The sequence below is a fragment of the Deinococcus ficus genome (assembly GCF_003444775.1).
In the GTDB taxonomy this organism is placed as follows: domain Bacteria; phylum Deinococcota; class Deinococci; order Deinococcales; family Deinococcaceae; genus Deinococcus; species Deinococcus ficus.
In genome coordinates this window covers 1618902-1632122 of record NZ_CP021081.1, presented here as the reverse complement: position 1 = coordinate 1632122, position 13221 = coordinate 1618902, and the positions used below count along the sequence as shown (strand labels likewise).

Annotated in this window: 12 protein-coding genes and 2 pseudogenes; 6 read left to right on the top strand and 8 right to left on the bottom strand. The window is 72.0% G+C overall.

Features of this window, described 5'->3' with window-relative positions; all coding sequences use genetic code 11:
• Positions 1-63 precede the first annotated feature (63 nt).
• The 3 genes from DFI_RS07985 to hrpB all read left to right on the top strand — a co-directional run bounded on the left by DFI_RS07985 (position 64) and on the right by hrpB (position 4306).
• Entirely contained in the window at positions 64-750 is a 687-nt protein-coding gene (locus DFI_RS07985) for an SDR family oxidoreductase (RefSeq protein ID WP_027461702.1), read from the top strand.
• Positions 747-1718, top strand: a complete 972-nt coding sequence (locus tag DFI_RS07980) for an NAD(P)/FAD-dependent oxidoreductase (RefSeq protein WP_027461701.1) — start codon at positions 747-749, stop codon at positions 1716-1718. The genes DFI_RS07985 and DFI_RS07980 overlap by 4 nt, the downstream gene beginning before the upstream one ends.
• An 89-nt stretch (positions 1719-1807) precedes the next feature.
• Entirely contained in the window at positions 1808-4306 is a 2499-nt protein-coding gene (gene hrpB / locus DFI_RS07975; RefSeq protein ID WP_081425663.1) for an ATP-dependent helicase HrpB, read from the top strand.
• 10 nt (positions 4307-4316) lie between these two features.
• Here hrpB and DFI_RS07970 read toward each other — a convergent pair whose 3' ends face one another.
• The 6 genes and pseudogenes from DFI_RS07970 to DFI_RS07950 all read right to left on the bottom strand — a co-directional run bounded on the left by DFI_RS07970 (position 4317) and on the right by DFI_RS07950 (position 8904).
• Positions 4317-5087: a methyltransferase domain-containing protein gene (locus DFI_RS07970; protein WP_027461699.1), complete on the bottom strand. Its 771-nt coding sequence runs from the start codon at positions 5085-5087 to the stop codon at positions 4317-4319.
• A 109-nt stretch (positions 5088-5196) separates the two neighbouring features.
• Positions 5197-5391 (bottom strand): hypothetical protein, encoded by a 195-nt coding sequence (locus DFI_RS07965; protein ID WP_027461698.1) that lies wholly within the window; start codon positions 5389-5391, stop codon positions 5197-5199.
• Positions 5388-5987, bottom strand: coding sequence for a Rad52/Rad22 family DNA repair protein (locus DFI_RS07960; protein WP_027461697.1), 600 nt, complete (start codon positions 5985-5987; stop codon positions 5388-5390). The genes DFI_RS07965 and DFI_RS07960 overlap by 4 nt, the downstream gene beginning before the upstream one ends.
• A 127-nt stretch (positions 5988-6114) precedes the next feature.
• Positions 6115-6402: pseudogene (locus DFI_RS21110) on the bottom strand (pre-peptidase C-terminal domain-containing protein); the annotation flags it as partial.
• Between the two features lie 108 nt (positions 6403-6510).
• Positions 6511-7074: pseudogene (locus tag DFI_RS21105) on the bottom strand (serine protease); the annotation flags it as partial.
• A gap of 294 nt (positions 7075-7368) precedes the next feature.
• Positions 7369-8904: a S8 family peptidase gene (locus DFI_RS07950; protein WP_027461696.1), complete on the bottom strand. Its 1536-nt coding sequence runs from the start codon at positions 8902-8904 to the stop codon at positions 7369-7371.
• 357 nt (positions 8905-9261) lie between these two features.
• Between DFI_RS07950 and hisB the strand changes: the two genes are divergently transcribed.
• The 3 genes from hisB (at position 9262) to DFI_RS07935 (ending at position 11611) form a co-directional block, all read left to right on the top strand.
• On the top strand, positions 9262-9852 hold the full coding sequence (hisB, locus tag DFI_RS07945) for an imidazoleglycerol-phosphate dehydratase HisB (protein ID WP_027461695.1): 591 nt from the start codon (positions 9262-9264) through the stop codon (positions 9850-9852).
• Positions 9849-10478 (top strand): imidazole glycerol phosphate synthase subunit HisH, encoded by a 630-nt coding sequence (gene hisH, locus DFI_RS07940; RefSeq protein WP_027461694.1) that lies wholly within the window; start codon positions 9849-9851, stop codon positions 10476-10478. The genes hisB and hisH overlap by 4 nt, the downstream gene beginning before the upstream one ends.
• A gap of 68 nt (positions 10479-10546) precedes the next feature.
• Positions 10547-11611 (top strand): branched-chain amino acid aminotransferase, encoded by a 1065-nt coding sequence (locus DFI_RS07935; RefSeq protein ID WP_022801844.1) that lies wholly within the window; start codon positions 10547-10549, stop codon positions 11609-11611.
• Positions 11612-11668: 57 nt separating this feature from the next.
• On the opposite strand, the gene DFI_RS07930 is transcribed toward DFI_RS07935, so the two are convergent.
• Both DFI_RS07930 and DFI_RS07925 read right to left on the bottom strand, forming a co-directional pair.
• The gene (locus tag DFI_RS07930; RefSeq protein ID WP_051307432.1) at positions 11669-12319 is read right to left on the bottom strand and encodes a 16S rRNA (uracil(1498)-N(3))-methyltransferase; all 651 of its coding nucleotides are present in this window, start codon (positions 12317-12319) and stop codon (positions 11669-11671) included.
• A 64-nt stretch (positions 12320-12383) separates the two neighbouring features.
• Positions 12384-13196 (bottom strand): 50S ribosomal protein L11 methyltransferase, encoded by an 813-nt coding sequence (locus tag DFI_RS07925; RefSeq protein ID WP_027461691.1) that lies wholly within the window; start codon positions 13194-13196, stop codon positions 12384-12386.
• Positions 13197-13221 lie beyond the last annotated feature (25 nt).

Genomic DNA, 13221 nt, shown 5'->3' with positions numbered 1-13221 from the left:
CCCAACGTTTTCTCAGGGTGCCCACCCTCTGGCGCCGGCCGGGCGCGCGCTAGGCTGCGCGGCATGTCCCGCCCTGTCACCCTGATCACCGGCGCGGCCGGCGGAATCGGCTCCGCGCTGGCCCATACGCTGGCCGGCACGCACGACCTGATCCTCGCCGGGCGCACCCCCGCCCCCCTGCACGCCCTGGCAGCCGAGGTGGGCGGCCGCGTCCTGCCCCTGGACCTCGGCCAGCCGGCCAGCCTGGCTGGGGCGGTCGCGGGCGTGGGGCGCGTGACGAACCTCGTGCACAACGCCGGCATGGTGCAGCTGGGCGCCGTGGCCGAGCAGGAGACCGCCGTGTGGCAGGCGACCCTGAACGTGAACCTCGCCGGGCCGGCGGAACTCACCCGCCTGCTGCTGCCCGCCCTGCGAGCCGAGCGGGGCACCGTCGTGTTCGTGAACAGCACCGCCGGGCTGGCCGCGAGTGCCGGCTGGGCCAGCTACGCCGCCAGCAAGTTCGGGCTGCGCGCCCTGGCGGACGCCCTGCGCGCCGAGGAAGCCCCCGACGGCCTGCGGGTCAGCACCGTGTACCCCAGCCGCACGGCCACGCCGATGCAGCAGAGTGTCCGCGCGCAGGAAGGCGCCGCGTACGACCCGGCGAATTACATCGCCCCGCCGTCCGTCGCGGCGACCATCGCGTTCATCCTGAATGCCCCGCGCGACGCCACGTTCACGGACGTCACCGTCCGGCCCGGGCACGTCACGTGAGCGCCCCGGCCGACCGGACCTTCGACGCCATCGTGCTGGGCGCCGGGCCCGCAGGCCTGAACGCCGCGCTCGCGCTGGGCGGCGCCACCCGCCGCGTCCTGCTGCTGGACGGCGGCCCTCCCCGCAACGCCCGCGCGGAGGAGGCCCACGGCGTGTTCACCCGCGACGGCATCGTGCCCGTGCAGCTCAAGGACATCGGCCTGCGTGACCTGGGCCGCTACGACGTCACCGTCCTGGACACGCCGGCCCGTGAGATCCGGGCCATCGGGGACGACTTTCACGTCCGGCACGAGCACACCTGGAGCGTGGCGCCCCGGCTGCTGTTCGCCACCGGCGTGCAGGACATCCTGCCGCGCATTCCAGGCCTGCGGGAACGCTGGGGGCACACCGTCCACCACTGCCCGTACTGCGACGGCTGGCCCAACCGTGACGCGCCCCTCGGCATTCTCGGCCGGCACCAGGAGGGCCACCACCTCGCCCTGACCGTCCGCGCCTGGACGGATCACGTCGTCCTGTTCACGGACGGCCCGGACGAACTCAGCGACGAGCAGCGGGAGGACCTGCGGCGCGTTGGCGTGCCGGTCGTCGACATGCCCATCCTGCGCGTCAGCGGCCGGGACTCCGTCACCCTGCACTTCCGCGGTGGGGACCGCCACACCCTGGACGCGCTGTTCCTCAACCCGGCGCAGCGGCAGAACAGCCTGCTGCCGGAACTGCTCGGCTGCGCCATGAACGACAAGGGCCGTGTCGTCGTGAACGAGCACGGCATGACCAGCGTCCGTGGCGTGTGGGCGGCGGGCGACATGACCGGCGCGCCGCAGTACGTGATGAGCGCGGCCAGCACGGGCCTGATCGCCGGCATCAGCCTGAACACCACCCTGATTCACGCGGCGGTGCGGAACCTCGGCGCGGCCTTCACGAAAAGTGATGACGAGGCCGGCGACACCCAGCCGGTCAACGTGCAGTAGCGGCGTGCTGGGGCGCCCTGGGGGCCGACCCGGTGCCGGAGGGTCCGGGAGGTGGGCCTCCTCAGTCCGACCGCGGTAGGATCGGGGGCGTGTTGTTCAGTGAAGCGCTGCCCGTGCGGGAGATCGTCGAGCCGCTCCGCGCGGCGCTCGCCACCCACCCGCTGGTGGTCGTGCAGGCGCCCCCCGGGGCGGGCAAGAGCACGGCGCTGCCGCTGGACCTGCTTCAGGAACCCTGGCTGGCGGGGCAGCGGGTGATCATGCTGCAACCCCGGCGGGTCGCGGCGCGCGCCGTGGCCGCGCGGCTGGCTGAGGCGCTGGGCGAGGAGGTCGGCGGGACCGTCGGGTCGCGGGTGCGCTTCGAGTCCCGCGTGTCGGCGGCCACGCGGCTGGAGGTGGTAACCGAGGGCATCCTCACCCGCCGGCTCCAGCGCGACCCGGAACTGGCGGGCGTGGGCCTGGTCATCCTGGACGAATTTCACGAACGCAGCCTGAACGCCGACCTCGCGCTGGCGCTGCTGCGCGAGGTGCAGGGCGCGCTGCGCGACGACCTGCGGGTCCTGGTCATGTCGGCCACGCTGGACCCGGCGCTGCCGGAACGGCTGGGCGCGCCTCTGGTGGAGAGCGCGGGCCGCAGTTACCCGGTGGACGTGCGGTACCTGCCGCAGGACCCGGCCGGCCGCATCGAGCCGGTGGCGGCCCGCGCGGTCCGGCAGGCGCTCGCGGAGCAGGAGGGGGACGCGCTGGTGTTCCTGCCGGGCGTGCGGGAAATCCGCGGGACGGCCGACCTGCTGGAGGACGTGGACGCCGTGGTGCTGCCCCTGTACGGGGACCTGCCGCTGCCGGAGCAGGCGCGGGCGCTGCGGCCCGACCCGGCCGGGCGGCGCAAGGTGGTGCTGTCCACCGCCATCGCCGAGACGTCCCTCACCATCCAGGGCGTGCGGGCGGTCGTGGACGGCGGGCTGACCCGCACGCAGGTGTTCGACCCGGTGAGCGGCCTGGGGCGCATGGTGACGGGCCGCGTCACGCGGGACGCCGCCACGCAGCGGGCCGGACGGGCGGGCCGCACGGCGCCCGGCGTGGCGTACCGCCTGTGGTCCGAGCGCACGCACGCCCTGCTGCCGGCCGCGCGCGCCCCGGAAATCCTGGAGGCGGACCTTACGCCCCTGACCCTGGAACTCGCGCAGTGGGGCGCGGTGGACGCGGCGCTCCCCTGGCTGGACGCGCCGCCCGCGCACCGCCTGGACTCCGCGCGGACGCTGCTGCGCTCCCTGGCCGCGCTGGACGACGCGGGGCGGATCACCCCGGAGGGCGCCTCCCTCCTGCGCTTCCCCACGCACCCCCGGCTGGCGCACTTGCTGACCGCGCCCGGACTGGGGGCCCTGGCGGCGGACGTGGCGGCGCTGCTGGAGGAACGCGATCCGCTGCCCCGCGAGGCCGGCGCGGACCTGACCGACCGCGTGGCCGCGCTGCGCGCGTGGCGGGCGGGCGGGCGGGACGCGGCCCGCCGGGCTGGGGCGGACCTGGGGGTGCTGGAGCGTGCGGAACGCCTCAGCCGGCAGTGGCGGCGCCTGCTGGACGTGCCGGCCGGGCCGGACGCTCCCGTTCACGCGGACGTGGGCGAACTGGTCGCGCGCGCCTACCCGGAGCGAGTGGCGCTCGCCCGCGGCTCCGGCGGCGCCGCCCGGCTCCCGGGCCGCTTCCTGCTGTCCGGCGGGCAGGGCGTCGTGGTCCCGGACGGCGACCCGCTGGCCCATGAGCGGACGCTGGCGGTCGCGCACCTGGACGCGTCGGGCGCCGAGGGCCGGGTGTTCCTGGCCGCCCCCCTGGACCCGGCGGCCCTGGAGGCCCGCGCGGTGTGGGCGGACGTGGTGCGCTGGGACAGCCGGGCCGGGGTCCTGGTCGCGCAGCGGGAGAAGCGGGTGGGGGCGCTGGTGCTGGAGACCGCGCCACTCGCGGAGGTGCCTGCCGCGCTGCGCGAGGCGGCCCTGATCGGCGCGGTGCGGGCTGAGGGGCTGGGCGTGCTGTCCTGGACGGCGGACGTGGAGGGCTGGCGGGCCCGGGTGCAGGCCCTGCGCGCCTGGCGCCCCGGCGAGAACTGGCCGGACCTGTCTGGTCAGGCGCTGCTGGACACCCTGGAGGGGTGGCTCGCCCCGCACCTGGGCGGCGTGCGGTCCCGTGCGGACCTGGCGCGTGTGCCGCTGCTGCCGGCCCTGCAGGCGCTGCTGCCCTGGCCGCTGCCGCCGCAGCTGGACGAGCTGGCGCCCACGCACCTCACGGTGCCCAGCGGCAGCCGGGTGCGGCTGGAGTACCGCGCGGACGGCAGCCCGCCCATCCTGGCGGTGAAGTTGCAGGAACTCTTCGGGCTGGCCGACACGCCCGCCGTGAACGGGGGGCGCACGCCGGTGCTGCTGCACCTGCTCTCCCCGGCGGGCCGGCCGGTGCAGGTGACGCAGGACCTGCGGTCGTTCTGGAACTCGTCGTACTTCGAGGTCCGCAAGGACCTGCGCGGCCGCTACCCGAAACACCCCTGGCCGGACGACCCGTGGACGCACGCGCCGACCCGTCACGTGAAACGCCGCCTGTCCTGAAGGGTGCGCCTCAGGGCCTGCGGGCGGTGAACAGCACGCGCGTGAACGCGTAGTACACCCGCTCGCCGGGGTACACGTCGCGCAGTTTCTCCAGGTACCGCTCGGTGAAGCGCGCGGCGTCCGCTGGGGTCAGGCGGGACAGGTAGGGGACGAGGGCGGTGCCGCGCGTCCACTCCACGATGCCTTCCGCGCCGCTGAGCTCGACCGGGTACACCCGGCTCAGGGCGGTGATGTCCACGGCCCCCAGGGCGTCCAGCGTCTCGGCGTACCCGGCGGGCGTGAGGACGGGGGAGACCCCGTGCGCGGTGCCGAAGCGGGTAAAACCGCCCAGCTCGCCCTCGAACTCGCGGGCGGTGTCGGTCAGGAGGCGGTGGCTGGGGTGGTCGTGGTTGGCGGGCACCTGCACGGCCAGGATGCCGCCCGGGGCGAGGTGCGCCCACAGGGCGGCCAGCAGGGTGGGGTGGTCGGGCAGCCATTGCAGCGCGGCGTTCGAGTAGATCAGGTCATACTCGCCGTCCAGGTCGCGCAGGTCGGCCTGCCGGAAGGCGAGATTGGGGGCCGAATGGGCGCGGGCGCGGCTCAGCATTTCGGCACTGCTGTCCACCCCGGTCACCTCGGCGTGCGGGAAGCGTTCGGCGAGGGTCAGGGTCTGTTCGCCGGTGCCGCAGCCGAGGTCCACGATCCGGCGGTAGGGGAGGTCTGGGAGCATGGCCTGCAGGTCGCGGGCGGGGGCGCTGCGGGCGCCCTGGAAGCGGTGGTACAGGTCGGGGTTCCAGGTCATACATTCAGGGTAGACCCGCGCACGACAACTTGTCCGTACCGTAGTGGTAACAAAGCGATGCCATGCTACAAAAAACCGCCCCGAAGGGCGGTTATTCAGTGCTGAACGGTTACAGAAGCTGGGCCAGCCAGCTGCCGACGACCACCAGGGCCGCCACGCCGGCCGCCACCAGTCCCACCCGGCGGGCGGGGGGCAGGTCAGGCGCGGTCCACTCGCTGTCCTGCGGCTCGGAGCGGTCCTGGCGGAGCAGGTGGACGCGCGCGGAGGCCTCAGCGGCGCGGCGGGGCGCCGTGCGGACGGTCACGCGGCCCGTCCGGAGTTCTGCATGGGGTGAAGGCTGCCCAGGGCGGCTTTCAGGTGCTTGTACACCTCGCGCTGCAGGTCCACGTCGTCCGGCAGTTCGTACTTCAGCTGATCCATGGCCTGCACGATGTGGGCGCCGCCGGCACTGCGTTCGTGGTCCGGTTTGGCCCAGTCGGGCAGCTCGGGCGTGCGGACAGGTTCGCGTTTGGCGTCGTTCCAGTCCACCCACTGCTTGGGCAGGTCGTACAGGTAGCGGCCGATGCCGAACTGCACCGCGCAGCGTTTCAGGGCGTCGCTGGCGGCGGCCTTCAGCGTGCCCAGGTCGCCTTCGGGGGCCTCACCGATGTCCTCGCGGCTCACGCCGAGCACGGTCAGGCGGCCCTTGACGGTGGGCTGGCGGGTGCCGGGGATGACGTCCACGTGGAATTCCCAGGCGTCGGGGCAGATGGCGTCCAGGCGGTCCTGGACGTTGCGGGCGTCAATGTGGGCGAGCATCAGCGCGCGGCTGCGGTCTTTGGTAATCACGCCGGGTTTCCACGCGACCGCGTGAGCGGGAAACGGGGCTTGCAGTCGTTTCTGAACATCGCTCAGCTTCATGGATTTAGTTTATAACAGAATTGAATTTCGGTCAAGACAGAATCCCCCCAGCGCGGATCGCCCCTCAGCCCGGCCCGACCGCAGAAAGGCCTCCAACTGGAGGCCCTCCCGCACGTGCATTTCCGGTTTACTTGGTGGCCTTCAGCGTGTAGGAGCCGCTGCCGGAGTAGGCGTAGACCTCCCAGCGGTAGGTGCCGCTGGTGGCCGCGTAGTTGATGCTCTCCGTGCTGGTGCCGCTCTCGCTGGAGGCGACGTCGGCCCAGGTGCTGCCGTTGTACTTCTGCAGGTACAGGTCGAAGTCCGTGCCGCTGGGGCCGCTGAGGGTGGCCTGCAGCGTGCCGCCGGCGTAGCTGAAGCCGGTGCTGCCGGGCCTGTAGCTGCTCGTGCCCTGGCTGACCGAACCGGTGTAGGTGACGGGCAGGGTGGTGTCGTTGCCGTCGGCGGTGATGCCGCTCACCTGCGCGATCCAGCTCAGGTAGCCGTTCACGCGGGTGTACACGCCGTTCCCGGTGCACGCGCTGGGGCCGTAGCTCACGATGCCCAGCACGTAGTTGTTGCCGTTGTAGGCCTGCGCCAGGGGGCCGCCGCTGTCGCCGTTGCAGCTGTCCTTGCCCTGGTAGTACTCGCCGCAGATGGTGTTGCCGGGCACCGTGCTGCCGCCGCAGGTGCCGGGGTTGGGGCTGATCGGGATGCTCACCTCGCGCAGGTCGTCGCTGGCGCTGCTGTTGTTGTTGCCCTGCGTCAGGCCCCAGCCGCTCACCACCGCGAACTTGCCCTTCACGTCCAGAATGCCTTCCACCGTGTTGTTGGGGAGCTTGGCCGGCGCGGCGTAGGGGTTGTTCACGGCCGTGCTGAGTTTCAGCAGCGCGATGTCGTAGCCGTAGCTGGCGTCGCGGTAGCTGGGGTGGATGGTCACGGTGCTCACCCCGACCGTCTGGCCCTGGGTGCTGTCACTGAGCTTGTTCACGCCCGCCCGGATGCGGATGCTGGACGCCGCGGTGCCCTTCACGCAGTGCGCCGCCGTCAGCACCCAGGTGCTGGAGATCAGGGTGCCGCCGCAGTACTGGAACCCGCTGGTGTTGGTCATGGCGACCTGGTATGGCCGGGCGCCACGGGCGCTGATGGTGCCGCCCACGATCAGCGGCTGCAGCGTGACGCTCTGGGCCTTGTCGCTGCGCTGCGCGGCCGGCGCGGCGGCGGGGTCGGTGGCCACGGTGGGGGGGGTGTTGCCGCAGGCGGTCAGGGCGAGGGCGGCGGTCAGGGGCAGGCAGAGCAGGGTGCGTTTCATGGAACACCTCGGGGAAAGAAGGAGAGAGGACGGTTCGGGGCTCAAGAAGGCCCCACCGCCTGATGGTGCGCGGGCGGTGGGGAGCCTGGGGCCTTACTTGGTTTCGGTGAGGGTGTAGGAGCCGCTGCCGGAGTAGCCGTAGACTTCCCAGCGGTAGGTGCCGCTGGCGGCTGCGTAGTTGATGCTCTCGCTGCTGGTGCCGCTCTCGCTGGCCGCGACGTCAGCCCAGGTGCTGCCGTTGTACTTCTGCAGGTACAGGTCGAAGTCCGTGCCGCTGGGGCCGCTGAGGGTGGCCTTCAGGGTGCCGCCGGCGTAGCTGAAGCCGGTGCTGCCGGGCTTGTAGCTGCTGGTGCCCTGACTGACGGAGCCGGTGTAGGTCGTGGTGGTGCCGGGGGTGGGGGTGGTGGTGCCCGTGCCGGTGTACAGCAGGCGGTTGGGGCTGCCGGTGCCGGCGCTGGTGACCTTGTTGGGCGTGGAGTTGTTGATCATGGCGCTGGTCACGGCGCTGTTGGTGGAGTTCCCGGCGGCGACGAGCAGCGCGGCGGCGCCCGCGACGTGGGGGGAGGCCATGCTGGTGCCGCTGATGGTGTTGGTGGCGCTGGTGCTGCCGATCCAGGTGCTGGTGATGTTGCTGCCTGGTGCGAAGATGTCCACGCAGGTGCCGTAGTTGCTGAAGCTGCTGCGGGCGTCGGTATTGGTGGTGCTGCCGACGGTGATGGCGCTGGCGGCGCGGGCGGGGGAGACGTTGCAGGCGTTCTGGTTCTCGTTCCCGGCGGCCACGGCCATGATCAGGTTCTTGCTGGCGGCGTTGTTCACGGCGTCGTCCACGGCCTGGCTGGCTCCGCCGCCCAGGCTCATGTTGGCGACGGCGGTGGCGCTGCCCTTGTTGCTCACGGCCCAGTTCACGCCGGCGATGACGCCGCTGTTGGTGCCGCTGCCCTGGCAGTTCAGGACCTTGACGGCGACCAGGGTCGCGCCCTTGGCGACGCCGTAGGTGCTGCTGCCGACGGTGCCAGCGACGTGGGTGCCGTGGCCCTGGCAGTCGCTGTTGTTGCCGTCGCCGGTGGTGTTGGTGCCCCAGATGGCGCGCCCGCCGAAGTTGCTGTGGGCGGTGTTGATGCCGGTGTCGATGATGTACACCTTCACGCCGCTGGCGGTGGAGTTGTAGGTGTAGCTGCCGTCCAGGGGCAGGTTGCGCTGGTCGATGCGGTCCAGGCCCCAGGTGGCGCCGGTCTGGGTGGCGCTCATGCGCATGATGGCGTCCTGCTCGACGTACTTCACGCGGGGGTCGCTGCGCAGGATGGCGAGGTTCTCGCTGCTGAGCTTGGCGCTGAAGCCGTGCAGGGCGGCGGCGTAGATGTTCTGGATTTCGACGCCCTGGGCGTTGAGGTTCAGGCTGCGGATGAGGCTGCCGGCGTCCTGGGCGCTGAGGTCGTTGCCCATGGCGCCTTCGCTGAACACCACGACGTACTGGCCGGCGATGGCGTCGGGGTTCTGGGTGCCGAGCAGCGGGGCCTCGGTGCGGGCCGAGCGGCTGGCGGTGGGGGCGTCCGTGGCGCCCTGCGGCTGACCGCAGGCGGCGAGAAGAAGCGTGAGACCGATGGTGCCGAGCGTAAGACGTGCCTTCATCCGAACCTCCAAGGTGGACGTGAGAAATTCTGCATGAACTGCGAGCAGGATGGGTTTTTCCGACGCCTAGGGTTGTACCATGCATGAGAAAAAGCCGATTTTAAATCTGTCTAGACAGGTGACTGGAAGTCCGAATCCCCCAAATGGGTGGCCTCTAAGTTGCGTGAAAGACCCCTCTTTCGCAATCAAATTTCAAGTTCAATGAGCAGGCCATGAGAGATCGACGGCTCTGCCCATGCAATGTAAGAAAAATGTCAGTTCAGGAATGGCAGCCTTCAAGGCTTTCCTGGCAAGGACCCCGCCACCATCCAGACACGCCCCCCACCTGGGCGCGGCGCGGCTCCTATCATGCCGGGCATGAGCCGTACGGCCACCGTGCACCGCCAGACCAGCGAAACCGACATTCGCGTCCAGCTCGACCTCGACGCCGCCGCCCCCGCGACCGCCCCGCGCACCGGCCACGGCTTCCTGGACCACATGCTCGACGCGCTGGCCCGCCACAGCCGCCTGCACCTCACCGTGGAGGCCCGGGGGGACCTGCACATCGACCCGCATCACCTGATCGAGGACACCGGCATCACCCTCGGGCAGGCCCTGCACCAGGCGCTCGGAGACCGGCGCGGCATTGAACGCTACGGCAGCGCCTTCGTGCCCATGGACGAGACCCTGGCGCACGTGGTCGTGGACCTCTCCGGCCGGGCGCACCTCGCCTTCGAACCCGAACGGCTCGACGTGTACGGCGACGCGGGCGGCATGAACCACTACCACCTGCGCGAGTTCCTGCGCGGCCTGTGCAACCACGCCGGCGTCACCCTGCACGTGCGGCTCCTCGCGGGTCGCGAGGCGCACCACGTCATCGAGGCGGTCGTCAAGGCCCTGGCCCGCGCCCTGCGCGACGCCGTGCAGGTCACCGGCGAGGCGCTGCCCAGCACCAAGGGCAGCCTGTGAGCGCCCCGGAAGTCGCGCTGCTCGACTACGGCGCCGGGAACGTCCGCAGCGCCGCCCGCGCCCTGGAACGCGCCGGGATGCGCGTGCGCCTGACCGCCACCCCCGACGGCCTGGAGAATGCTGCCGGCATCGTCATACCCGGGCAGGGGCACTTCCGGCAGGTGATGGAGGCCTTCGACGCCGCCGGGCTGCGCGACCCGGTCCTGGCCGCCGCCCGCGCGGGCCAGCCGATCCTGGGCATCTGCGTGGGGATGCAGCTCCTGCTGACCGGCAGCGAGGAGGCGCCCGGCGTGCCCGGCCTGGACCTCGTGTCCGGACAGGTGCGGCGCTTCACGCCCGCCCCGGAACGCAAGGTGCCGCAGATGGGCTGGAACGCCCTGGAACCCCGCGGGGACTCGCCGCTGCTGCGCGGCCTGCCCACGCCGGCACACGCGTACTTCGTGCACTCCTACTACGTGCCGGAGGACGTGCCGGTCACGGACGGCGCCCTGACCACCTTCGGCGTGCCGTTCTGGGCGGCCTTCAGCGCCGGGAACCTGCACGCCACGCAGTTCCACCCGGAGAAGAGCGGCGCGGTGGGCCTGGGCATCCTGAACCGCTTCCGGCAGCACGTCCTGAACGGCTGAGCTAGGAAAGCCACCGGAACGCTGGACAGAGCCCGGCCGCGCCCCGCCCGGCACGGTACCCTGGGAACATGACCACGCAGGAAAGGCAGGCCACGCAGGACCCGCAGGTGAAGAAGACCGTGGACATCGACTGGGCGAACCTCGGGTTCAGTTACATCCGCACCGACCAGCGGTACCTTGCCCACTGGCGTGACGGCCACTGGGACGAAGGGCACCTCACCGAGGACAACCAGATCCACATCGCCGAGGGCGCCACCGCCCTGCACTACGGCCAGCAGTGCTTCGAGGGCCTCAAGGCCTACCGCTGCAAGGACGGCAGCATCAACCTGTTCCGCCCGGACCGCAACGCCGCGCGCATGCAGGACAGCTGCCGCCGCCTGCTGATGCCCGAAATCAGCACCGAGCAGTTCATCGAGGCCTGCCGGCAGGTCGTGCGCGCCAACGAGCACTTCATCCCCCCCTACGGCACGGGCGGCAGCTTCTACCTGCGGCCCTTCCTGATCGGCGTGGGCGACAACCTCGGCGTGCGCACCGCGCCCGAATTCCTGTTCAGCGTGTTTGGCGTGCCGGTCGGCCCGTACTTCAAGGGCGGCCTGACCCCCATGAACTTCATCACGACCAGCTTCGACCGCGCCGCGCCGCACGGCACCGGCGCCGCCAAGGTCGGCGGGAACTACGCCGCCAGCCTGATGCCCGGCCACGAGGCCAAGGAACGCAAGTTCGCCGACGCGATCTACCTCGACCCCGCCACGCACACCAAAATCGAGGAGGTGGGCGCCGCCAACTTCTTCGCCATCACCAGGGACGGCACGACCTTCGTCACCCCGAAATCCCCCAGCATCCTGCCCAGCATCACCAAGTACAGCCTGCTGTGGCTCGCCGAGCACCGCCTGGGCCTGAAGGTCGTGGAGGGCGACGTGCGCGTGGACGAACTCGACCAGTTCGCCGAGGCCGGCGCCTGCGGCACCGCCGCCGTGATCACCCCGGTCGGCGGCATCCAGCACGGCGAGCACTTTCATGTGTTCCACAGCGAGACCGAACCCGGCCCGATCACCCGCCGCCTGTACGACGAACTCACCGGCATCCAGTTCGGGGACGTCGAGGCGCCCGAAGGCTGGATCGTTAAGGTCTGAGCCTCAAAGCCCAGCCGGCCCGCGTCCACACTGGAGCGGGCCGGTTTCCTTTGACGGCTACTGCCCCAGGGCGGCGATGGCACCCAGCAGGGCCACCGGCGCCGTCTCCGCCCGCAGGATCCGCGGCCCCAGCGTGACCGCCTGCGCGCCGCGCGCCACCAGGGCGGCGACCTCCTCGGCGGTCAGGCCGCCCTCCGGGCCGGTCAGGACCGTCACCGGGCGCGTCCAGTCCACCGCGTCCGTCACCCGCACCGCGGAGCCGGGCTGCGCCACCAGCAGCGTCCCCTCCCAGGCCAGCGCGTCCAGGGCAACCGGGGCGAGCACCTCCGGAATCACCGCGCGGCGGGACTGCTTGCTGGCTTCCTGCGCCACCCGCGCCAGGCGCAGCAGCTTCTGCGCGCCGATCTCGCGGGCGTCCGCGCGGCGCGGCACCACCAGCTGAATGCGCGCCACGCCCAGCTCCGTGGCGGCGCGCACGACCTCCGCCAGCTTGTCCCCCTTCAACAGGGACGCGGCCAGCGTGAGCGGCTGCGGCGTTTCCTGCGCGCCCTGCGTCGCCTCACCCAGGTGCAGGACGGCGCGGGTGTCGTCCAGTTCGGCCACGGTCGCCCGCGCCTCCCCGCCCCGCCCGTCGAACACCACCACCGCTGCGCCCGGCGCGAGCCGCAGCACGCTCAGGTGCCGCGCCTCTGCCGGGCCCAGCACCATCACGTCCGCCAGCTCCGGGACCGGGAGGCGGTGCCTCGGCTTGCCGCCGCTCACAGCCGCGCCCTCACGCCGGGGCGGTCGCCGTGACCAGCGCCCACTCCCCGTCCTCCCGCACCTGCACGCCCGTGAACCCCTCGCGGTCCAGGGCGGCGCGCACCAGCGCCAGCTTCGACGTGAGAATCCCGGTCAGGACCAGCGGCCCGCCCGGCGTCAGGTGCGCCGCGTACTCCCCGGCCAGCAGGTCGTGCAGTTCGGCGTACAGGTTCGCCACCACCACGCCGAACACCCCGCCCGGCGCCACGTCGTCCGGCAGTTCCTCGCCCAGCGTGCCCTCCTCGAACCGCACACGGCCCGCCGGCACGCCGTTGATCTCCGCGTTCTCCCGCGCGATCGGAATGGTGATCGGGTCGATGTCCACCCCGTACGCCAGGTCCGCGCCCAGCAGGGCCGCCGCGATCCCCAGCACGCCGCTCCCGGTGCCCACGTCCAGCACCCGAACGCCGCCCAGGTCCAGGGCGGACAGGGCCTCCACGGCCATGCGGGTCGTCGCGTGGTGCCCGGTGCCGAACGCCATGCCCGGCTCGATCACCAGCCCCACCTGCCCGGCCGGGACGTCCTGGCGCAGCCACGGCGGCACGATGGTCACGCGGCCCGCCTGCACGGGCCGGAGGTTCGCCTTGAACTCCGCCTGCCAGTCCTGGTCCGCCTCGCGCTTCCACTCCCCGTCCGCCACCGCGGCCGGCACCGCCGTCTCCTCGTCGAAGTAGGCGCGGATCACCCCGGCCCGCTCCTCCAGGCCGGTCGCGCCGGCCTCCCACAGCAGGTCCAGGTGCGCCTCGCGCGTCTCGAAGGTTCCGGGCAACTCGTACACCAGCATGCCGCCCACTCTACCTACCTGCCCG

What these genes read in the sequence shown, in the direction of transcription:
- DFI_RS07985 (WP_027461702.1), top strand. Translation starts at nt 64, where the DNA reads ATGTCCCGCCCTGTCACCCTGATCACCGGCGCGGCCGGCGGAATCGGC.
- DFI_RS07970 (WP_027461699.1), bottom strand. Translation starts at nt 5,087, where the DNA reads ATGACCTGGAACCCCGACCTGTACCACCGCTTCCAGGGCGCCCGCAGC.
- DFI_RS07960 (WP_027461697.1), bottom strand. Translation starts at nt 5,987, where the DNA reads ATGAAGCTGAGCGATGTTCAGAAACGACTGCAAGCCCCGTTTCCCGCT.
- DFI_RS07950 (WP_027461696.1), bottom strand. Translation starts at nt 8,904, where the DNA reads ATGAAGGCACGTCTTACGCTCGGCACCATCGGTCTCACGCTTCTTCTC.
- hisB (WP_027461695.1), top strand. Translation starts at nt 9,262, where the DNA reads ATGAGCCGTACGGCCACCGTGCACCGCCAGACCAGCGAAACCGACATT.
- DFI_RS07935 (WP_022801844.1), top strand. Translation starts at nt 10,547, where the DNA reads ATGACCACGCAGGAAAGGCAGGCCACGCAGGACCCGCAGGTGAAGAAG.
- DFI_RS07930 (WP_051307432.1), bottom strand. Translation starts at nt 12,319, where the DNA reads ATGGTGCTGGGCCCGGCAGAGGCGCGGCACCTGAGCGTGCTGCGGCTC.
- DFI_RS07925 (WP_027461691.1), bottom strand. Translation starts at nt 13,196, where the DNA reads ATGCTGGTGTACGAGTTGCCCGGAACCTTCGAGACGCGCGAGGCGCAC.